Source organism: Virgibacillus phasianinus, from assembly GCF_002216775.1.
GTDB lineage: Bacteria > Bacillota > Bacilli > Bacillales > Amphibacillaceae > Virgibacillus_F > Virgibacillus_F phasianinus.
On sequence record NZ_CP022315.1, the window covers coordinates 2,471,033 to 2,491,777 of the forward strand.

24 protein-coding genes and 1 riboswitch are annotated in these 20,745 nt (G+C 38.6%); of the genes, 17 read left to right on the plus strand and 7 right to left on the minus strand.

Annotation, left to right across the window (positions count from 1 at the left end; genetic code table 11):
- Window positions 1-153: 153 nt before the first annotated feature.
- From CFK37_RS11800 to aceA, 11 genes are all read left to right on the plus strand, one after another.
- Complete coding sequence (locus CFK37_RS11800) at window positions 154-756, plus strand: YdhK family protein (protein WP_089062038.1); 603 nt, start codon at window positions 154-156, stop codon at window positions 754-756.
- 176 nt (window positions 757-932) lie between these two features.
- The gene (locus tag CFK37_RS11805) at window positions 933-1,256 is read left to right on the plus strand and encodes a metal-sensing transcriptional repressor (RefSeq protein WP_089062039.1); all 324 of its coding nucleotides are present in this window, start codon (window positions 933-935) and stop codon (window positions 1,254-1,256) included.
- A gap of 14 nt (window positions 1,257-1,270) precedes the next feature.
- On the plus strand, window positions 1,271-3,655 hold the full coding sequence (locus tag CFK37_RS11810) for a heavy metal translocating P-type ATPase (protein ID WP_089062040.1): 2,385 nt from the start codon (window positions 1,271-1,273) through the stop codon (window positions 3,653-3,655).
- A 28-nt stretch (window positions 3,656-3,683) separates the two neighbouring features.
- Window positions 3,684-3,890, plus strand: coding sequence for a copper chaperone CopZ (gene copZ / locus CFK37_RS11815; protein WP_089062041.1), 207 nt, complete (start codon window positions 3,684-3,686; stop codon window positions 3,888-3,890).
- 166 nt (window positions 3,891-4,056) lie between these two features.
- The gene (locus CFK37_RS11820; RefSeq protein WP_089062042.1) at window positions 4,057-4,650 is read left to right on the plus strand and encodes a class I SAM-dependent methyltransferase; all 594 of its coding nucleotides are present in this window, start codon (window positions 4,057-4,059) and stop codon (window positions 4,648-4,650) included.
- Window positions 4,651-4,817: 167 nt separating this feature from the next.
- Window positions 4,818-5,174, plus strand: a complete 357-nt coding sequence (locus CFK37_RS11825) for a lmo0954 family membrane protein (protein WP_089062043.1) — start codon at window positions 4,818-4,820, stop codon at window positions 5,172-5,174.
- 15 nt (window positions 5,175-5,189) lie between these two features.
- The gene (locus tag CFK37_RS11830; RefSeq protein ID WP_089062044.1) at window positions 5,190-5,828 is read left to right on the plus strand and encodes a PspA/IM30 family protein; all 639 of its coding nucleotides are present in this window, start codon (window positions 5,190-5,192) and stop codon (window positions 5,826-5,828) included.
- Between the two features lie 96 nt (window positions 5,829-5,924).
- Entirely contained in the window at window positions 5,925-6,659 is a 735-nt protein-coding gene (liaF, locus tag CFK37_RS11835) for a cell wall-active antibiotics response protein LiaF (protein ID WP_089062045.1), read from the plus strand.
- Window positions 6,656-7,699, plus strand: coding sequence for a sensor histidine kinase (locus CFK37_RS11840; RefSeq protein ID WP_089062046.1), 1,044 nt, complete (start codon window positions 6,656-6,658; stop codon window positions 7,697-7,699). Before liaF ends, CFK37_RS11840 begins: the two co-directional genes overlap by 4 nt.
- Window positions 7,692-8,333, plus strand: coding sequence for a response regulator transcription factor (locus tag CFK37_RS11845; protein ID WP_089062047.1), 642 nt, complete (start codon window positions 7,692-7,694; stop codon window positions 8,331-8,333). Before CFK37_RS11840 ends, CFK37_RS11845 begins: the two co-directional genes overlap by 8 nt.
- Before the next feature lie 340 nt (window positions 8,334-8,673).
- Complete coding sequence (aceA, locus tag CFK37_RS11850) at window positions 8,674-9,951, plus strand: isocitrate lyase (protein ID WP_089062048.1); 1,278 nt, start codon at window positions 8,674-8,676, stop codon at window positions 9,949-9,951.
- A gap of 44 nt (window positions 9,952-9,995) precedes the next feature.
- Here the strand turns inward: aceA and CFK37_RS11855 are convergent, their stop codons facing one another.
- A complete protein-coding gene (locus CFK37_RS11855; RefSeq protein ID WP_089062049.1) occupies window positions 9,996-11,039 on the minus strand; it encodes an aromatic acid exporter family protein in 1,044 nt (347 codons plus the stop codon).
- 141 nt (window positions 11,040-11,180) lie between these two features.
- On the opposite strand from CFK37_RS11855, the gene corA reads away from it, so the two are divergent.
- The 4 genes from corA (at window position 11,181) to CFK37_RS11875 (ending at window position 16,383) form a co-directional block, all read left to right on the plus strand.
- Entirely contained in the window at window positions 11,181-12,131 is a 951-nt protein-coding gene (corA, locus tag CFK37_RS11860; RefSeq protein WP_089062050.1) for a magnesium/cobalt transporter CorA, read from the plus strand.
- 365 nt (window positions 12,132-12,496) lie between these two features.
- Window positions 12,497-13,804 (plus strand): C40 family peptidase, encoded by a 1,308-nt coding sequence (locus CFK37_RS11865; RefSeq protein WP_245837216.1) that lies wholly within the window; start codon window positions 12,497-12,499, stop codon window positions 13,802-13,804.
- Window positions 13,805-13,982: 178 nt separating this feature from the next.
- Complete coding sequence (locus CFK37_RS11870) at window positions 13,983-14,567, plus strand: nitroreductase family protein (protein ID WP_089062052.1); 585 nt, start codon at window positions 13,983-13,985, stop codon at window positions 14,565-14,567.
- Window positions 14,568-14,895: 328 nt separating this feature from the next.
- Window positions 14,896-16,383, plus strand: a complete 1,488-nt coding sequence (locus CFK37_RS11875; protein WP_089062053.1) for a BCCT family transporter — start codon at window positions 14,896-14,898, stop codon at window positions 16,381-16,383.
- A 39-nt stretch (window positions 16,384-16,422) separates the two neighbouring features.
- On the opposite strand, the gene CFK37_RS11880 is transcribed toward CFK37_RS11875, so the two are convergent.
- Window positions 16,423-16,989: a YitT family protein gene (locus CFK37_RS11880; RefSeq protein ID WP_089062054.1), complete on the minus strand. Its 567-nt coding sequence runs from the start codon at window positions 16,987-16,989 to the stop codon at window positions 16,423-16,425.
- A 112-nt stretch (window positions 16,990-17,101) separates the two neighbouring features.
- Window positions 17,102-17,198, plus strand: a riboswitch (guanidine-I (ykkC/yxkD leader).
- A 90-nt stretch (window positions 17,199-17,288) separates the two neighbouring features.
- Between CFK37_RS11880 and CFK37_RS11885 the strand changes: the two genes are divergently transcribed.
- Together CFK37_RS11885 and CFK37_RS11890 are read left to right on the plus strand one after the other, a co-directional pair.
- Window positions 17,289-17,624: a DMT family transporter gene (locus CFK37_RS11885; RefSeq protein ID WP_089062055.1), complete on the plus strand. Its 336-nt coding sequence runs from the start codon at window positions 17,289-17,291 to the stop codon at window positions 17,622-17,624.
- Window positions 17,624-17,938, plus strand: coding sequence for a DMT family transporter (locus CFK37_RS11890; protein WP_089062056.1), 315 nt, complete (start codon window positions 17,624-17,626; stop codon window positions 17,936-17,938). Before CFK37_RS11885 ends, CFK37_RS11890 begins: the two co-directional genes overlap by 1 nt.
- Before the next feature lie 35 nt (window positions 17,939-17,973).
- Here CFK37_RS11890 and crcB (CFK37_RS11895) read toward each other — a convergent pair whose 3' ends face one another.
- The 5 genes from crcB (CFK37_RS11895) to CFK37_RS11915 are packed head-to-tail and all read right to left on the minus strand — an operon-like array spanning window position 17,974 to window position 20,743.
- Window positions 17,974-18,318 (minus strand): fluoride efflux transporter CrcB, encoded by a 345-nt coding sequence (gene crcB / locus CFK37_RS11895; protein ID WP_089062057.1) that lies wholly within the window; start codon window positions 18,316-18,318, stop codon window positions 17,974-17,976.
- Window positions 18,315-18,704, minus strand: a complete 390-nt coding sequence (crcB, locus tag CFK37_RS11900; protein ID WP_245837217.1) for a fluoride efflux transporter CrcB — start codon at window positions 18,702-18,704, stop codon at window positions 18,315-18,317. The genes crcB (CFK37_RS11895) and crcB (CFK37_RS11900) overlap by 4 nt, the downstream gene beginning before the upstream one ends.
- Before the next feature lie 11 nt (window positions 18,705-18,715).
- Window positions 18,716-19,129, minus strand: coding sequence for a Fur family transcriptional regulator (locus tag CFK37_RS11905; RefSeq protein WP_089062059.1), 414 nt, complete (start codon window positions 19,127-19,129; stop codon window positions 18,716-18,718).
- Complete coding sequence (locus CFK37_RS11910) at window positions 19,130-19,972, minus strand: metal ABC transporter permease (RefSeq protein WP_089062060.1); 843 nt, start codon at window positions 19,970-19,972, stop codon at window positions 19,130-19,132. It abuts the gene before it with no gap.
- 15 nt (window positions 19,973-19,987) lie between these two features.
- Window positions 19,988-20,743 carry a metal ABC transporter ATP-binding protein gene (locus CFK37_RS11915; RefSeq protein ID WP_089062061.1) on the minus strand — a complete coding sequence of 252 codons (756 nt, stop codon included), beginning with the start codon at window positions 20,741-20,743 and terminating at the stop codon, window positions 19,988-19,990.
- Window positions 20,744-20,745 lie beyond the last annotated feature (2 nt).

The window sequence follows — 20,745 nt, forward strand, 5'->3', positions numbered from 1 at the left end:
AAGTATACTGACGATGTCTAATTAGGCATCGTCTATTTTTTTCACTCACTAATAATTTACTTATATATGGCTATAATAAGCAAAGTGGTTTACTTATACCCCTAACGGGTATATAGTATTTAGTGAACAAGAATTTAGTTAAGGAGGATTAGCATGAAAAGTAAAAGATTTATGGTGGCAGCAGTTATATTACTTGTTTCGGCGTTAATTTTAGCTGCATGCGGCAGTAACGACGGTAATGGGGCAAACAATTCAAAAGAAAATGAAGAAGACGTGGAATTGAATTCAAGTTCCGGCGAAGATATGGAAATGGAACACTCTGGCTCAGATGAAGTTCCAGATGGATTGGAAGTAGCAGAAAATCCAAAGTATGCAGTAGGGTCTCAGGCATTTATTACAACAGACCATATGGAAGGAATGAAAGGTGCGGAGGCTACAATTGTTGGTGCATATGATACAACCGCATATGTTATTTCATATACGCCAACTACTGGTGGGGAAAAAGTGGAAAATCATAAATGGGTTATTCAGGAGGAAATTGAAGGCGCTGATACGGAACCACTGGAACCTGGAACCGAGGTCACAATAACAGCATCCCATATGAAAGGGATGGATGGCGCAACTGCTACAATTGATTCCGCTAAACAAACTACTGTATACATGATTGATTATATGCCTACAAATGGCGGAGACAAAGTGACGAATCATAAATGGGTTACCGGAAGTGAATTGAAGGCGGACAAAGATAGAAGTTAAATTTTAAGGAGCCCAATTTTCTGGTTTTGGAGATTGGGCTTTTCTATGTTTCGTAAGGCAATTGTGCGCTTCCGTAGTTTTCCCCGAGGTCCACGCTTTCACACAGTAATTCGCAAATTTAATAGTAATCTTTTTAATTGACATTTATACTATAGGGGGGTATAGTATAAATATAAATGAACAAGGAAGTGATCCATTTGGATAAATATTTACGTGATCAACCAGTAAAGCCTAGAACTGTTGATGAAAAGCAGGCAGTAGTCAATCGTTTGAAGCGAATCGAAGGCCAGGTCCGCGGTATTCAAAAGATGGTTGAAGAAGATCGTTATTGTATAGATATTATGGTTCAAATTAGTGCAATAAATGCAGCCTTAAAAAAGGTCGGGTTTACCGTTGCGGAACGACATACCAAACATTGTGTGAGTGATGCAGTGAAGTCAGGTGAGGGAAACGATGCGATTGACGAATTAATGGAAGTGATGAAACAGTTTTCTAGGTAAGGAGGGTGATTAAGGTGGCTGAAATAAAACATAATACGATTGGTGTTACAGGGATGACTTGTGCCGCATGCTCTTCCAGAATTGAAAAAGTATTAAATAAAATGGATGGTGTTGAGGCACAGGTTAACTTAACTACAGAAAAAGCTGATGTAGCATATGATCCGACTGCAACCTCCTTGGATGATATTACTGGCAAGATAGAAAAGGCAGGCTATGGTGTTCAAACGGATATGGCTGAATTTGATGTACTTGGCATGACGTGTGCTGCTTGTTCCACACGAATTGAAAAAGTGCTAAATAAGCAGAAGGGTGTAAAGCAGGCAAGTGTAAATTTAGCCAATGAAAGTGCATCTGTCGAATATAATTCTGGCTTGATGGGAGAAGCAGATATCATCAGTAAAATCCAGAAGCTTGGATACGATGCAAAAGTGAAGGCAGATAATGGAGAGAAACAATCACATAAAGAAAAACAGCTTAAACAAATGAGGGCGAAGCTAATTACTTCTGCTGTGTTATCATCACCATTATTGGTCACCATGCTTGTTCACCTGTTTGGGGTGGGCTTACCAGAAATATTCATGAATCCGTGGTTCCAGCTCGCCCTAGCAACTCCCGTGCAATTTATCATTGGCTGGCAATTCTACGTTGGAGCATACAAAAACTTGCGTAATGGTGGCGCTAATATGGATGTGCTGGTTGCTTTAGGAACAAGCGCAGCTTATTTCTACAGTTTATTTGAGGCTTTTAAAACCATAGGTAATCCTGGTTACATGCCACATCTGTATTTCGAAACAAGTGCAATTTTAATCACACTAATCCTATTTGGAAAGTACTTGGAGACTAGTGCAAAAAGTAAAACAACACAAGCAATTTCCAAACTATTTAATTTGCAGGCGAAACAGGCGCGTGTCATTAGAAATGGCGAGGAAATAATGGTACCAATAGAAGATGTTATCGTTGGAAACCGAATGGTTGTTAAACCAGGGGAAAAGATACCCGTCGATGGTATTGTGGTAAAGGGTAGGACTTCAGTCGATGAATCGATGATAACGGGAGAATCTATCCCGATAGAAAAGGACATTCAAGCGAGTGTTATTGGATCAACGATTAATAAAAATGGAACAATAGAAATGGAAGCTACGAAGGTTGGCAAAGATACTGCGCTTGCATCCATTGTTAAAGCGGTAGAGGATGCACAAGGTTCAAAGGCACCTATCCAGCGATTGGCCGACATCATTTCCGGATATTTTGTTCCAATTGTAGTAGGAATTGCTTCTCTAACCTTTATTATCTGGATTGTGTTTGTTTCTCCTGGAGAATTCGAACCTGCCTTAGTAGCAGGGATTGCAGTTCTAGTCATCGCTTGTCCATGTGCACTTGGTTTAGCCACCCCAACTTCCATTATGGTGGGAACAGGGAAAGCAGCCGAAAATGGGATTTTATTTAAAGGTGGCGAACATTTAGAACGTACACACCAGCTAAATGCAATTATTTTTGATAAAACAGGGACTATTACAAAAGGTAAACCAGAAGTAACGGATTTTACCGGTGATGATGATACACTTCGGCTATTAGCGAGTGCCGAAAAAGGCTCGGAACATCCTCTAGCGGAGGCAATTGTAGCGTATGCAACAGAAAAAAATATAACGTTAGTCGATACAGATGATTTCAAAGCAATACCGGGACATGGTATTCAAGCGATGATTTCTGGCAGACAGGTGCATGTAGGTACCAGGAAATTAATGAATGACAATGGTATTGATGTAAGTCATGTCGAATCTGAATTAGTTGATTATGAAACAAACGGCAAGACCGCCATGTTAGTTGCAGTAAATGGTGAGTATCAAGGACTTATTGCAGTAGCGGATACAATTAAAGAATCGGCCGTACAGGCGATTGAAGAATTGAAAACACTAGATCTTGAGGTAATCATGCTGACAGGAGATAATGAGCGGACGGCGCAGGCAATTGCCAAGCAGGTAGGTATTGATAAAGTAATTGCACAGGTTCTGCCTGAAGAGAAGGCAAATCAAGTAAAAGGGATTCAACAACAAGGTAAAAAGGTGGCAATGGTTGGTGATGGTGTAAACGATGCACCAGCATTAGCAATTGCGGATATCGGAATTGCAATTGGAACAGGGACCGAGGTTGCTATAGAAGCAGCAGATGTAACGATCCTAGGCGGGGAATTATTACTGATACCAAAGGCAATCAAGATGAGCAAAGCAACAATTAAGAACATCCGTCAAAATTTATTCTGGGCTTTTGCATATAACAGCGCAGGAATCCCAATTGCCGCTATTGGATTGTTGGCTCCGTGGGTTGCCGGTGCTGCCATGGCATTTAGTTCAGTAAGTGTAGTTACCAATTCACTTCGTTTAAAGAGAGCCAAAATATAAAAACAAATATTGGAAGGGGAAATTTATAATGGAAATTTCGTTAAATGTTAAAGGCATGACTTGTGGCCACTGCAAATCTTCAGTTGAAGGTGCACTGAGAGAATTGGATGGAGTAACAAGTGTTGAGGTAGACTTAAGCAGTGGTAAAGTAAACGTTACGTATGATCAGGCCAAAACTTCAACAGATGATATGCGTCAAGCGGTTGAAGATCAGGGCTATGATGTTGTAGCTTAATTATATTGAGCTGGTTCCATTTTGGGAATCAGCTTTTTTCACTTTAAGAAATCATTCCTTTATCGGTGTAAAGAATAAAAACGTCTACGGATTCCGTTATTAGTTCTTGGCGACAAGCCAAGGTTTCTAAACACTACATAAAATAGTAGATTGAGGTGAAGCAGGGATGGGAAAATGGTTTCCTAGGTTTTACGATATAGCCATGAAGCCTCTCGAAAACACCAGATTCAAAAAAATTCGAGCCAGGCTGATAGGAAAAGCTACTGGAAGGGTATTAGAAATCGGCTCGGGATCTGGGGTTAATTTTTCATATTATCTTAATGTTGATCAGGTTGATGCAATTGAGCCCAACCCATTAATGAGTGATTTATCACATAAATCTATACGAAATTCGAAAGTATCGATTCGGTTACATCAAGTTAATGCAGAGAAGCTTCCATTTGCGGACAATACCTTTGATTCCGTGGTAGCCACACTTGTCTTTTGTACGATTCCGAATCCTAAGCAAGCATTGAAGGAAATCCAAAGAGTGTGTAAACCTGGGGCTGGAATTTTTATTTTTGAGCATGTAAAAATGAATCAGGAGCTGTTAGCTAAATTGCAGGATGCATTGACACCGTTATGGGAAAAGGTATGTGATGGATGTCATCTGAATCGGGATACATTGAGATTATTGAAAGAATCCGGGATTGATTTAGGGAAAATAGATTATTATTACAAGGGACTGTTTCTAGCAGTCGAAGCGACAAATAATAAATAAGAAATGTGCGCAAATATATCGATAAATGAGCGGTTACAGTCCCTCATTTATTTTTTTATATGCGGAATACGCCTTAGGTCTTAGTGAAAGATATGGCTCAGGCTCATTATGTAAAAACGGTTCGCTCGGTATGATGGATGTAAGATAAAGAAAGGAGGCTGAAATGAATGAAAAAATTCGTGTTGTTTGTTGGAGGGCTAGTGGCCTTAATGGTTTTACTTTCAACACTTGGACCAATGGTTTTTCTAGCTGTCAGCGTTTTGCTGCTGTATGTTATTTTTAAGCAATTTGCCAAAAGCGATTCAACTATTGGAAAAGTTGGTTGGGTCATCGCAGGATTAATTGTACTTGGAATTGCTTTTTCTAATATCTATGCGGTTATTGGTGTAGTGGCTGCTTATGCATTGTATCTGATCATCAAAAATTGGAAGAATGATAAGACGGAAGCAGCTGGTTATGAAAAGGTTGAAGAGGACGACCCATTTAAAAATTTTGAACGGCAATGGGCTGAATTAAATAATTAAAAGGAGCGAATTATGATGACAAACATCTTTACTAGAATGAAGGATTCCATTTCGGCAGACCTTCATAATATGATGGATCAAAAGGAACAGAAAAATCCAATTGCAGCATTAAATCAATACTTGCGTCAAAGTGAACAGGAAAAAGAGAAAGTGAGAAAACTTGTTGAACGTCAGTATCGACTAAAAGATGAATTTACAAGTGAATATCACCGGGCCCAGGACCTTGCTGATAAACGATTGAGACAGGCCAATATAGCCGAAAAAGCTGGCGAAGAAGAAATGCGGGAATTCGCTATGAAGGAACATGAAGAATATCAAGCACGAGCAAATAGATTAAAAGCATCCCGGGCCGAATCTGTTGAACAATTGGAGATGCTGGAACAAAAATACGAAGAGATGAAGTACAAATTAAAGGATATGCATTTACGCCGCATGGAGTTAATGGGCCGGGAAAATGTAGCTCATGCAAACCACCAAATCAATCGGGTTGTTGACCATTCTTCGGAGAAACCATTGGCTCGTTTTGCAGAGATGGAACGGTATATCGAAGACTTGGAATTCAAAGTAAAAAGCTCGTATTACCGAAACACCTTTGACAGCAAGATTGAAAAACTTGAAAAAGAAATGAATCAGTCAAAAGCAGATACGAATTAAGGTTTGAATGCAGCTTATGATAAAAAAATGATATACTGAAGAGGCGCAGCGTACTGCGTCTTTTCCGATACATACTATCAAGAAGGGGGTCACCTTATGTTTCGGCGTCTATCAACAGATACATTGAACTGGATTTTGATTATTGGGGTGATCCTTTTTATCATAGAAATTGCCTTTTTTGGCGGGGGTATGATCATCTCCGCTTTGTTTTGCGGCTTATTCATTTATGTCGGCTGGAAAAGGTTTTATCGATTATGGGGGAAAATTTCCTTCTGGATTGGCATAATTGGCCTTGCATTTGCTGTGTTCAATATGATGGCAGTAAGGTTTCTCATCATTGCCTTTATCGTTTTATTTATCATTAATTATTCAAAATCAAAGAAAGAGCCCGAGCAAATTCAACCGGGTCTGGAAACTGATATTGGTGCTAATCAGGAGAACATTGTCAGGACGCGGCCGTTATTTGATCATAAACTGTTTGGTGATCAACAAACGAAGGATCATGCATATCCATGGAATGACATCAATATTCACGGTATATATGGTGACAGAGTGATTGACTTAAGCAATACCGTTTTACCGGATGATATAGCAGTTATTTCGATTCGCCATATTGTGGGAAACATTGAAATTTATGTTCCGTATGAAGTTGAGGTTAGTATTCACCACAGTTCAATTTTTGGCCGTGCACATATCTTTGGCACACAAGAACGAAATCTAATGAATCAGTCTTTATTATACCGTACAGAGGAATACGATAATTCGCATCTTCCTCGTATCAAAATTATCACCTCGCTAATTTCTGGGGACATCGAGGTGAAACGTATATGAATATCGTTTTGCGTCATATTGTAACAGCAGTTTTATTCAGTTTCCTTGTTTCCATCGTAATTATTGGCATCACCTTGATTGTTTTTCCATTGGATAATTTTGCATTATTATTCAATAGAAAAATTGCCGATATTCCTTACGTGTTCGTAATTTCCCTCATCCCAATCACTGCCGGTTTGATCATTGGTATATCAACAGGTTCATACTGGCGCCAGCGTCTTCATAGGATTGACCGGCAACTGGATGAACTTGTTAAAGGGCAAAAGTTAACAACGGACGACGAGTCATATAAGGAATTACAGGCAATACAAATGCGAATCAATCAAGTTCAGGAAAAATTCAGGGTACAGGCGGAACAGTCCCAGCGAATGGTAACTGAACGTGCAAATGAGCGTGAAAAAAGCCTGCAGGAAGTTGTTGTCCAGGAAAGAAACCGCTTAGCTAGGGAGCTGCATGATTCGGTGAGTCAACAATTATTTGCCGCCTCCATGATGATGTCAGCTATCAATGAAGAAGGCTCATCTGACGAGCAGACAAGAAAACGGCAGCTTGGGATGGTTGAAAACATGATTCATCAATCACAATTAGAAATGAGAGCATTGCTGCTGCATCTGAGACCTGTGGCTCTAAAGGGTCAATCGCTGCAGGAGGGGGTTGAGGAACTGCTGCTTGAATTAAGACAAAAGGTACCAATGAAGATTGAATGGAAAGTTGAACAATTTCAGGTTGAAAAAGGAGTGGAGGATCAGTTATTCCGAATTTTACAGGAATCCGTGTCGAACACACTAAGACATGCAAAAGCAACAACGCTTGATGCTATGTTAATTGAACGGGATGATAGTGTTATTTTACGAATTGTGGATAATGGAATAGGATTTAACGTTGAAAGAGTGCGGGCGAGTTCATATGGAATTCAGAACATGAGTGAAAGAGCAAACGAAATAGGTGGAACATGTAAAATTATTAGTTTACCGAATGAAGGAACACGGGTAGAAGTGAAAATTCCAAGAGTTAAAAAAGAGGATGAAAGCGATGATTAAAGTACTGTTTGCGGATGACCATGAAATGGTTCGAATTGGGGTGTCGGCTTATTTGTCTGCCCAGCCTGACATTGAAGTGGTTGCGGAAGCCGATGACGGTGGAGAAGCTGTTGAAATGGCCTTAACTTTAAAGCCGGATGTTATTTTAATGGATCTTGTCATGAAAGAAATGGACGGTATCGAAGCAACAAAACAAATAATTGAGAACTGGCCCGAGGCGAAGGTTATCATTGTTACTAGCTTTCTTGATGATGAAAAAGTTTATCCTGCACTTGAAGCAGGAGCAACAAGCTATATGTTAAAAACGTCAAAGGCAAGTGAAATAGCTAAAGCAATCCGCTCAACACATAACGGACAATCTATATTAGAACCAGAAGTTACCGGAAAAATTATGACGCGAATGAGATCAAAACCGGCTGAACAGCTGCATGATCAGTTAACCGCAAGAGAAATGGAAATATTATTGTTAATCGCTCAGGGAAAGACTAATCAGGAAATCGCCGATTTGCTGTTTATCGCATTAAAAACAGTGAAAGTCCATGTCAGTAATATACTTGGCAAACTGGAAGTGCAAGATCGCACCCAAGCTGTTATATATGCATTTAGGCATGATTTAGTCTCATCTGATGAATGAAGGACAGGATTATTTAAAATGTTCTTCATTTTTTTTTTTGCATTTTTTCAAAAAAGGGGTTGCATTTTTCAGAAATTAATCATAGACTGTATTATAACAAAATATAAATAACATAACTGTTATATAAAAGCGAGGAGGGGTATTTCATGGAACATACTAAAGAAACGTTCATATGTACAGAGTGCGGGAAACACATTGAAAAAAGCTTTATGCAGGAATGTGAACATTGCCTATCAAAAAGAAATGAATAAATTTTTTTGGTTATAATGTTATATAACAACTAATCATTTGGACTTCTGATTTATAACACAGTAATATTATTTTAGAGGGGGAATGAAAATTGAAGGAAGCGCGAATTGAAAAGTTGAAAAAAGAATGGAATGAAGATTTACGTTGGGTAGGTGTTGAACGTCCCTACAGCCCGGAAGATGTAATTCGCTTGCGTGGATCAATAGATAGGGAGCATTCCTTAGCCAAACTTGGAGCGCAAAAATTCTGGAAGCTGTTGAACAGAGAAACATATGTAAACGCTCTTGGTGCGCTGACAGGAAATCAGGCAGTACAACAGGTGAAGGCGGGATTGAAAGCTATATACTTAAGCGGGTGGCAGGTAGCGGCAGATGCAAACCAAGCAGGTCAAATGTATCCGGATCAGAGTTTATATCCAGTCGATAGTGTACCGAATGTGGTTAAACGCATAAACCAGGCGTTGGAACGGGCAGACCAAATTCATTTTGCGGAGGATAATAGTGATGTAGATTGGTTTGCTCCAATTGTAGCCGACGCGGAAGCTGGATTTGGCGGCCAATTAAATGTTTTTGAATTGATGAAGGCGATGATTGAAGCGGGAGCATCCGCCGTTCACTTTGAGGATCAGCTGTCATCAGAGAAAAAATGTGGACATCTTGGAGGCAAAGTGTTGCTGCCAACACAAACCGCTGTTAGAAATTTGATTGCTGCACGATTCGCTGCGGATGTGATGGGCACACCTACACTAATTATTGCACGCACAGACGCGAATGCTGCCAACCTAATCACTAGTGATGTGGATCCATATGATAAGCCATTTATTACTGGTGAAAGAACAACGGAAGGATTCTTTAAAACAAAAGCCGGTATCGACCAGGCGATTGCCCGCGGCCTAGCATATGCACCATATGCGGATCTGGTTTGGTGTGAAACATCAGAACCAAACTTGAAAGAAGCACAACAATTCGCTGATGCAATTCATGAAAAATTCCCTAATAAATTGTTGGCATATAATTGTTCCCCATCGTTCAATTGGAAAAGCAAGCTATCAGATGAAGAAATTGCAAGCTTTCAGGACGATTTAGGAAAAATGGGGTATAAATTCCAGTTCGTTACACTTGCCGGATTCCATGCACTCAATCACAGTATGTTTGAATTAGCCCGGAATTACAGCCAAAAAGGAATGGCTGCATACTCCATATTACAACAGGCTGAATTCACAAGTGAACAATATGGCTATAGCGCGACCCGTCATCAACGGGAGGTGGGAACAGGTTATTTTGATGAGGTGGCACAGGTTATTTCAGGAGGCACTTCATCAACCGTAGCATTGAAAGGATCAACTGAAACTGAACAATTTAACCGTTAGATTTTTTAAAAGCTTTTAAAGTGCAAAGGGGAAGCACAGGCCATTTAGTTGGCTTGTGCTTCCTTTTCGTCTTCGAAATTGTTGTAATACTTGGTAACCAAGTTAAAAATAGATACCAATTCGTATAAAATGATTAATTCAGGTGTAAAGTGGGTCGTATGCTGCTCATTATTAGCTGTAATCCCCTCATTATCTTCCCAAAATTGATTCATTAACAAATCAATCTGGACGAGATGCTCCTTTTCCTGGTATTTTCCTGGATTCTGTAAGCTGTCCGCCAAATCTTTTACTGCCCTCTTAATAATGTCACATTCATCCTGCGACCAGGAGAAATTCAGTAAGTGTGTGCTCAGCACATTATTTAAATGATACTGAATCAAGCGTAATTGGACCAATTGTTTCTCCGTACTTAGAAACATTGCCCTTTTTGTTTCAACCAGAGGATGATATTTTGCTTCATTCTTTTGAAATCGTATAAGTGTTTCAATTCGATTTGATCGTCTGTCTATCTTAAAAATCATTTCGTTATGAAGGATGTTTTTATCAGGCTGTTTATCCAGGATACTAGTAAATATTTTTTGGAATAGAATTCCTGTATCATTCGCAGTAGCCTGCACACTTTTTTTAATTTCATTGGTGTAATCAGGTGGTAAAATAACCATGTTAACAACTGTGGACACAAGCAAACCAGTTGTCGTTGTGCCAAGACGAATAAAAAAGGAAATAAGATAATTGCTGTGTATGACCTCTACCATTGCAACAGATGTTAGTGTTGCCACTAATAATCCAGCATGCAGATTGAATTTAAAGCATGTTGCAATAGTAAATACAGCTGCAAATGTGTATGTAATTGGCGAATTCCCAAATAATGATATAAAGAGCACTGCATACGCAGATCCGATTGCCGAAGCAGGAAATCGAATGATGCCTTTTTTAATAGAATCAGAAACGGTTGGCTCTATGGTAACAATGGCGGTAATTACCGCAAACACCGGCGGCCAGTTTAGAAGCTCGCATATCCAGGCCGTTAAGAAAATAGCGACACCAGTTTTAATCACTCTGCTGCCAGCAAATTGCAATCTTTTCATTGTTAGACTCCTTGCATGTATGTTGGTTTCTTTTCTATTTTTCCAGTAATAGATATAAATTGCAACTTTCAGAGGTAAGTGTGAAAACATAATAAATGGGGAAAAAGAGATTTAATAAAATAATGCAGAAAGTATGATTTGATGATTACCATATATGCACAACGTGAGAACGAAAAATTTGTTGAAACAATTACCTTAGATGACCTAAAAAAGAATCATTTTGCTTGGTACTGGGTAGATTTTGAAATTCCTACTGAAACGGAAACGAAACTTCTGGAATCTTATTTTCGGTTTCATCCGCTGGCGGTAGAAGATTGTATGCATGATTTGCAGCGCCCCAAGCTTGATTATTATGACGACCATACGTTTTTTGTAATTCATTCGCTGGCACAGCAGTCATTCGAAAAAAAGGAAATAGATATTTTTATAGGTGACCACTATATAGTTACCTACCATAAAGAGCGGTCGACATATACACAGGCAGTTGGCAACTTGCTGAAAAGGAAAAACAATAAAGCGGTAATGGATGAGTATTATGTTTTTTATCAACTGCTTGATTTCGTAGTTGATCAATATTTTCCAATGGTATATGAAATTGAGGATCATATTAATGCAATAGAAGACAATACAAACAAATTGTCGATGGAAGAGCTGTTGGAACAACTGTTTGATCGGAGAGGCGAACTGTTGACCCTTCGTCAGACCGTTCACCCAATGCGCGATTTATTGTACCGTATTCTAAATACCCATCATTTAGACGGAGTACATGAACGAAAGGAATACTTTGCAGATATTCACGACCATTTAATAAAAGTGGCAGACATTATCGCATCCAACAGAGAAATGACACAGGATATAAGAGACAGCTATTTATCCTTGAATGCACATCAAACGAATCGGACGATGCAGGTGTTAACAGTTATCTCAGTAATTTTTATGCCGCTGACATTTATTGTCGGTATTTATGGGATGAATTTCACATTTATGCCCGAACTCGATGAAAAATATGGGTATTTAGTCGTTTGGCTGATCATGCTTATTATTTCTATAGGCATGTATGTATGGTTTAGAAAAAAAGGCTGGTTTGACTGAATGTGGCGGTATTTCCCGGATGTTGTCGCATCTTCTTGGACGATGTTGCAAAGTGATAAAACGATAGGATTATGCATAGAAGGCTTACCACGTTAAAGCGGGAAAGCCTTTTTTGTTTAATCGTTTAAACCAATTTCTCTCCATCATTTTTACAAAATATGTAATAAAAAGGTAGAATTCATCACAATTGAAATATAATTGTAATATTACTATTACATTCATGTCATTTTCAGATGTTATACTACTAATTGCCTAAGAAAATGATAGCAACATACATATTATATTAATTATCGATCACCTTTACATAGCAGACATAGAGAGAGACAGTCATTCAGGTGTGAAATAGGGGAAGCGGGGAATAGTAATTGAAAAAGTCAATAGTTACTCTAACTACTGTAGCGGTGGTTGGTGTTGGAAGTATGTTTGTAAATAGTACAGTCCATGCAGAATCAATGTCAGATTTAAAAAGCAAGCAATCAGAAGTACATAATGAACGATCATCCGTAAAAGCAAATCTATCAGATGCTGAAGCCAAAATTGCAGACGTAATGATAGATTTAAAGGAACGCAATAACAAAATTGAGAAGGTCGAAAAGGCGTTAAAACAAAATCAGGCTAAAATGGACGAAACAAAAGTAAAAGTAAATGATACAAAAGACAAAGTGAATAAATTAGAAGAAGAAGTTAAAACACTGGAAGACGAAATCGAAGCGAGATATGAAATTCTAAAAGACCGGATTGTTTCCTACCAAAAAAGCGGTGGCAATATAGGTTATATGGATGTAATTTTTGGTTCTAAAAGTTTTGGCGAATTTATCAGCCGAGTTTCAGCAGTAAATAAAATAACTAATTCCGACGAAGAATTAATGAAAGAACAAGAAAAAGCAAAAAAAGAAGTTGAAGAAAAACAGGATAAAGTTGAGAAAAAACTGGAAGATTTAAAAGAAATGAAAACAGAACTTGAAGGTATGAAAGAAACAATTTTAGTTCAAAAAGAAAAAAATGAAGAGGCAAAAGCAGAGTTAAAAGATAAAAAAGAAAATCTTGTAGCAATGAAAGAAGAACTGCAAATCAAAGATAGTTCACTTGCGGCGATTGAAACAGAAGTTAGCGATAGTATTGCTCAAAAAAATATCGAGCAGGAACGTGCAGTAGCAGCAGCCGAAGTAGCAGATGCTGAGAAGGATCATCAAAACGATACTAATGATGATTCAGGTAAGTTGGCTACATTAAGCAGTAAAAGTTCATCTGATTCAGAACAAAAGAAGACTACACAAAGTGAACCAAGTGTTTCGCATTCTGGTAGCGGTGGGGTAAGTGCTGCAATCAATGCTGGATTCCCATATATTGGAACACCATATGTTTGGAATGGTGAAAGTCCAAGTGGATTTGATTGCTCTGGATTTATAGCATGGGCATTTAGACAAGGTGGTATTTCACTTCCATCAAGTACATCAGCACTTCAAAGCGTTGGAAGCAAGGTTTCCTACAGTAACGCTCAACCTGGTGATCTAGTATTCTTTAATACGTATAAAACAAATGGCCATGTAGGTATCTACCTTGGTGGCGGTAAATTTATCGGCGCTCAAAATTCAACAGGCTTGGCAGTTGCAAATATGACTAGTGGTTATTGGGCAGATCATTTTGCTGGACATGTTCGTCGCGTACGCTAATATAATAATTGTTAAAGGATCTATCCTTCTGATAAGGGTAGGTCTTTTTTATTATCCCTCATGACCCTTTTATGTGAATTACTAAAAGTAAAAAGGTTCCATTTAGTAAGTTTATCAAGTATAATGGTACGTGGAATTTCAACTTGCGATAATTACACGGAGAAGGAGTTAACTTTTTATGAAAAATGTAAAGGAACATCGTACAGCGGCACATGATATTGATCCAATCTACTTACAAAGATGGTCACCACGATCATTTTTAGATAAAGAAGTACCGGAAAGTGTTCTGCACAGTGTATTTGAAGCAGCTCGCTGGGCACCTTCTGCGGCAAATATGCAGCCATGGCATTTTGTTGTGGCGCGTAACGATAAAGATCGAAATAAGTTTCTAACCTTTATTAATGAAAACAATGTAGCGTGGTGTAAGCGGGCACCGGTTTTACTAGCCATTACATCAAAAATGGACTCGGAACGATCTGGTGACAATGTTACACATGCTTTCGATACAGGCGCGGCATGGGGTTATTTAGCACTAGAAGCTACCCGTAAAGGGCTTGTTACACATGGTATGGGAGGTTTCGACAGGGAGAAAGCACGGGAGGTGTTGCAAATTCCTGACAACTATGCCATTCAAGCGGTTGTTGCAATTGGTTATATGGGCGGAAAAGAATTATTGGACGAAAAATTTCATGACAGGGAAAAGCCATCTAACCGTAAGGAAGTAGGCGAATTCATTTCAGAAGGATTGTTTGATAAAGAATAGTTGCTTATTAGGGCGTCGTATAGAAACAGATTCAGTAGTATGTTTTGGGATGCTAATCGCGCGTCGATTAGTATCCTTTTTTTTATTACCAAATCAGGGTAAATGTTGTCCGATAGAGGGTAAATACAATCCAAAACAGGTGGAATACGATCCACATCCACGCAAATACAGTCCAAAGGCTATTTCCGTTAATTGAATTGGGCCTTTTTAGCAATAATCAGGTTTAAAATCTGTTAAAAACGGTAATAGTTACCTAGTTTAATTTTCCAATTAAACAAAATACATAGTGGTCGGCTAATCAAAAAATTCGTTATAGAAAGGACTTGTTATGGAAAAACATACATATAAAAATCCAGTATTTTTTATATCTGTAATAATTGTGGCATTATTGGTTTTAATTGGAGCCATCTGGCCTGGTAAGTTTAAGGTTGGGGCTGAGGCTTTATTTGGTTTTACTACTATTAACTTTGGTTGGTTTTATTTATTAGCAGTATTTATTTTTGTTCTGTTTTTAATTGCAATATCGATTACTAAATATGGAAAGGTAAGACTCGGTCCAGCCGACTCCCGCCCGGAATATCCATTTTTCACTTGGATTGGCATGCTATTTTCTGCAGGATTTGGTGCAGGATTAGTATTCTGGGGTGTTGCAGAACCAATGAGCCATTTTTTCAACACACCTTTTCCTGGACTGGAAGCTCAGTCAGAAGAGGCAGCCAGAGTGGCAATGGGGTATGCCTTTTTCCACTGGGGTGTCAGTCAATGGTCCGTATTTGCAATTGTAGGACTGGTAATTGCTTTCTTACAGTTTAAGAAAGGGAAAAAAGGATTAATTTCTACTTCGATTAAGCCCGTAATAGGTAAAAACAAAGGTATTGCTACAACGATAGATTCATTGGCTGTTATTGCGACAGTTATGGGTGTAGCAACATCATTAGGGCTGGGTATATTGCAAATGAATGGTGGTCTTAAGACTGTCTTTAATGTTCCGGATTCACTATGGATACAAATAGCGATAGCCGGGATTATGTTGTTGTTTTATTTGCTGTCATCAAGTACAGGACTTAATAAAGGAATTAAATGGCTTAGTAATTTAAACCTTGGCCTTTGTCTCTTACTTCTACTGTTTGTCTTCTTTACCGGTCCAACTGTATTTATTTTAAATACATTCGTATTGGGACTTGGTGACTACCTTGCTAATTTCGTGCAATACAGTTTACGGTTGTCGCCGTACACTGGAGAAACGTGGGTACGTGATTGGACCATCTTCTACTGGGCATGGGCAATTGCATGGTCACCATTTGTGGGTGCCTTCGTTGCCCGCGTCTCGAAAGGCAGAACGATCAGGGAATTTGTGTTTGGGGTGTTAATTGTTCCACCGGCAATTGCTTGTTTATGGATCGCGGCTTTCGGCGGTACAGCGTTATTTAGTGACTTGAACAATGGCACAAAAATTGCTGAAGCAGTAAACAGTGATTTATCAGTAGCGCTATTTAAAACATTCGCTGGGCTGCCATTACCAGATATTATGTCCGTACTGGCTATCTTTTTAATCTTTACCTTCCTGGTAACATCAGCCGACTCTGCTACTTATATCCTAGGCAGTATGACTTCAAAAGGCAGTCTTAACCCAGGTCTTTCAGGTAAGATCATCTGGGGAACATTAATTACAGCAATTGCTGTTGTCTTAATAATTGCTGGTGGGCTAAATGCATTGCAAACTGCATCACTTGTATCTGCACTGCCGTTTACTGTAATACTGTTACTGATGCTCATTGCATTTGTTAAAATGCTTAAAAAAGAGAAATTAAAATGAACAAAAAGCGGTTAAAGGGTTGTCCCTTTAACTGCTTTCCTAATCTGAAATCGAGGTGATAACGGATGTTGTAAGTCCAACAACAATAATCATAATTCCGGAATAAATCACGTGTGCGTTAGGAATTAATAGCCAGCCAAGGAATATGACAACAATATCAATGATAAAAATCAGAACACCTACATTAATCTGAGTTTTTTTTGAAACCATTAACGCTAATAAATCTGTTCCACCAGCGCTTGATTTGGTCGCAAGCAAAAAACTGATTCCAATCCCTATTAATATGCCTCCACTAAGTGAAGAAATTAAAATAGGGTAGGAAGCGACGTGTGATAATGGATGGAAAAGGTCTATAAAGAACGAACTGATTAATAGTCCGTGGATACCATTATAGAAATATGATCTTACATATTTCCATGCAAACAAATAGATAGGCAGACTTAAAATAATGATAGTAAGTCCTGGCTTTAACCCTAGTGCATATTTTGCAATTAACCCGATACCTATTATTCCGCCATCAAGTAAATGATTTGGGATTACAAATAGATTAATGCCAAGTGCGATAAATACACTTCCAATCAGGATTGCAACGGTTTTTTTAAGCATGTACATTCCACCCTTGTCCAAAAACAACTCCATGTGTAAATGTATGCTTTATCCATACAATTATATGAATGGTTGACTAGTAATTTCGTTTCGAATATACTGCTAAGTAGAAATTAAAGTTTTCTAGGGTTCCGCAATCTAGATTGGACTGGTCCAAGAGAAAACGCACATGCATGATGTGTACACGGAGGGACAAAAGCCCGGGAGGATATCTGTAAAAGGATATCGTCCCGGGCTTTTTGACATTATAAGAGTGAAATAGCATCATAGTTTTTACAATTTTAAAAGGGGAGTCTACCATGAAAAAAGAATGGAATACTGTATTTCTTGCGGGGTTATTTGAAATTGGCTGGGTCGTGGGACTGAAGCATGCAGAAAGCACACTTGGCTGGATTGGAACAGTGATTTGCATTTATGTAAGTATGCACCTATTAATTATTGCATCCAAAAATCTTCCAGTTGGAACCACATATGCCGTATTTACGGGAATTGGCACTGCAGGAACAGTTCTCTTGGATATCGTTTTATTTAATGAGCCCTTTAACGTGACAAAGATACTATTGATTGCGTTGCTTCTAGGTGGTGTAATCGGTCTTAAGACCATTACTACTGGAACAAAGGAGGCTGAACATTAATGGCTTGGATATTTTTAGTGATGGCGGGTTTTGGTGAAGTTGTTGGTGTGATCGGAATTAATAAGGTTAATCAAAATAAAAACATATCATCATTGCTCATTTTATTTAGCGGATTCCTCATTAGCTTTGTCTTTTTGTCCATTGCAATGGAAACGATTCGAATGAGTACGGCTTACGCTGTTTGGACAGGAATAGGGACCGTTGGCAGTGCTTTGATTGGGATTCTGATTTATAATGAGTCAGCAGACTGGCGCCGGATCGTGTTCATTGCGATGATCCTGTCTGCCGCTATAGGATTAAAGCTTATCAGTTAACCAATAAAAACTCTTTCGGTGGGGTATTACTGCCATCAAACAGCGATGAAAATGACTGAAACAAGTAAAAATGATACAACCAAGGAACTTATAACGTATGTAATGGCATGCTTATATTTTTTATTAAGAACCAACAGCAATGTTTCATTTCCAAACGTTGAAAAGGTTGTGAATGCCCCGCAAAACCCAACCCCCAGTAACATCCAGGACCAATCAGAAAGGGTGTTGGTAAAGTGGAGGCGGTACAGAAATCCTAATAACGCTGATCCCAGCATATTAGCAATCCAGGTACCAATCAGGTGTTTATTGGCTTTAATGGATATATGATAACGGAGGATGCTTCCGAAGAATCCTCCGATAGCGACTAATATAATATTCATGCTGCACCACGTTTCCTGGTGGCTAACGTATATCCGGCAAAGCAAAAGAGCAGACCACCTATGATACTAATGGCAACATAGCTAATAGTTAATAGTAAGTTGTCCGCAAACAAAGATGCTGTCTCTACCATAAAAGTCGAAAAAGTTGTAAATGAACCGATCACACCTGTGCCAATTGCGACAAAAAGCTCTTTAGATAGTTTTCGTTTAATCTGGAATTGATTTAATAAGAAACTTAATAGAAAGCATCCGAGTAAATTGGCCACCAATGTTGCAAATGGAAAACTGCTTTCCTCAGTTGGCATAAGATACGACAAACTATAGCGACAAGCGGCTCCCACCATACCGCCAATACCAACTGCTAAATACAATTTCTTAGATTGCAATGTGTTTTTCATCACGCGCTTTTACATGCGGGGCAGAGCCCGTATATTTCAAATTTATGCCCTTCAATCAGGTAGTTTGCAAGGGTGTTTTGTACCTCATTCATTGGACAAACATCAATTTCCTTCGTTTTTCCACAGTCCTTGCAAATAAAATGGTGGTGATGGTGATGTGTGCATGAGATCCGAAAATGCTTCTCACCATTAAGTTCTGTTGTCTCCAGAATTCCAACTTCATCGAACAGGTGCAGATTCCGGTAAACTGTATCAAAGCTAATCCCTTCATAAGTAGGTTCAAGATACTGAATGAGATCCTTAGCAGTCCGGTAACCATCTGCATCCATGAAAAAGGTTAAAATATCCTCGCGCTTTGCTGTTGATTTATACCCGTTTTCTTTTAGTTTGCGAATTGCTTCTGTGTGTTTCATTTAATTCACCACTTTCTTTTTAGCATATTTCTTTATTCCAATAGAAAACAGTAAAATAACTATAGAAATCATAACAATTGTCCCGCCTGGGGGAATACTGAAATAATAACCAGATAATAATCCTAGAATAACAGCTGTCTCGCCAAATACAACTGAAAGGATAATTGTTTGTTTAAAACCTCTTGCCAATCGCATGCTTGCTGCAACTGGTAGAGTCATTAGAGCTGAAACAAGCAAAACACCAACAATTCGTATGGAAGCCGCAATCACCAATGCGGTTAGGATAATAAAGAGAAGGTGAATTCGTTTGGCATGTATTCCAGACACTTTTGCATGTTCTTCATCAAACGACAAAGTAATTAATTCCTTATAAAACAAAAAGATGATTATTATAACAAAAACAGATATTCCAAGAATGGTTAAAAAATCCTTTTGACTGACAGCCGATACAGATCCAAATAAATAATTAAATAGTTCCGTATTGAAGCCATCTGCTAGTGAAATAAAAATAACGCTTAGTCCAACTCCGCCAGATAAAATGATGGGAATGGCCAGTTCCTCATATGCTTTGTAAACGCCCCGCAGTTTCTCAATGAAAATCGATCCGAGTACTGAAAAAATCATACCGCCGTACAATGGCGTAATAATGGTTGTTGCGAATTTCTTTTCCAATAATAAACCAAATGCGATCCCTGCCAGTGTAACATGTGAAAGAGCATCCGCAATCAAAGATAAGCGCCTTACCACGATAAATGTACCAAGCAAGGGAGCAATTATGCCAATTAAAAGCCCAGTTAAAAATGTATTTCTTAAAAAGTCATATTCTAAAATGTCTGCAAGCATAAAGGTTCCTCCGTATTAATGATCATGTGTTACCAGATTGACAGGATGTCCGTAAAATTTAGTGAAATCATTGTCTGTTAAGGACGAGTAATCATCTGTGTCGCCATGAAAATGCAATGTCTTATTTAAGCAAACGATGTCGGTAGCATGTTCTGTTATAATTCCTGTATCGTGTGTCACTAATAATAATGTAATGTTTCGCTGTTTATTTAATCGATGCAACAACTCATAGAACCGTTTCACATTTTCATTATCGACTCCAACGGTTGGTTCATCCAGAATCAGCAGTTGAGGATCACTGACGAGTGAGCGCGCAATAAATATGCGCTGCTGCTGACCTCCTGACAGGTTGCCGATATTTTGGTGTGTGTAATCGCTCATTCCAACCTGTTCAATTGCTTCTAGTATTTTTGCTTTATCCTGTTTCTTAAAAAATTTTAAATAACCAATTTTGGCGGTCAGCCCCATGGAAACTACCTCAAATACAGTAGCGGGAAAACCTTTGTTAAAAGAATTTGATTTCTGGGAAACAAAACCTATTTGATTCCAGTCTTTAAATTTTGTAATTGGCTGATTGAACAGGGAAATAGTGCCATGATCTGGTTTAAGAATTCCCAGAATCAGTTTAATTAGTGTTGTTTTCCCGCCACCATTTGGACCAACTAATCCCATAAATGCCCCTTTTGGAATTTCAAAGTTAATGTTGCTTAAAGCCGCATTATTGTCGTAAGCATAATCGACATCCTTCATTGCAACAATCGCCTTTGCCATCT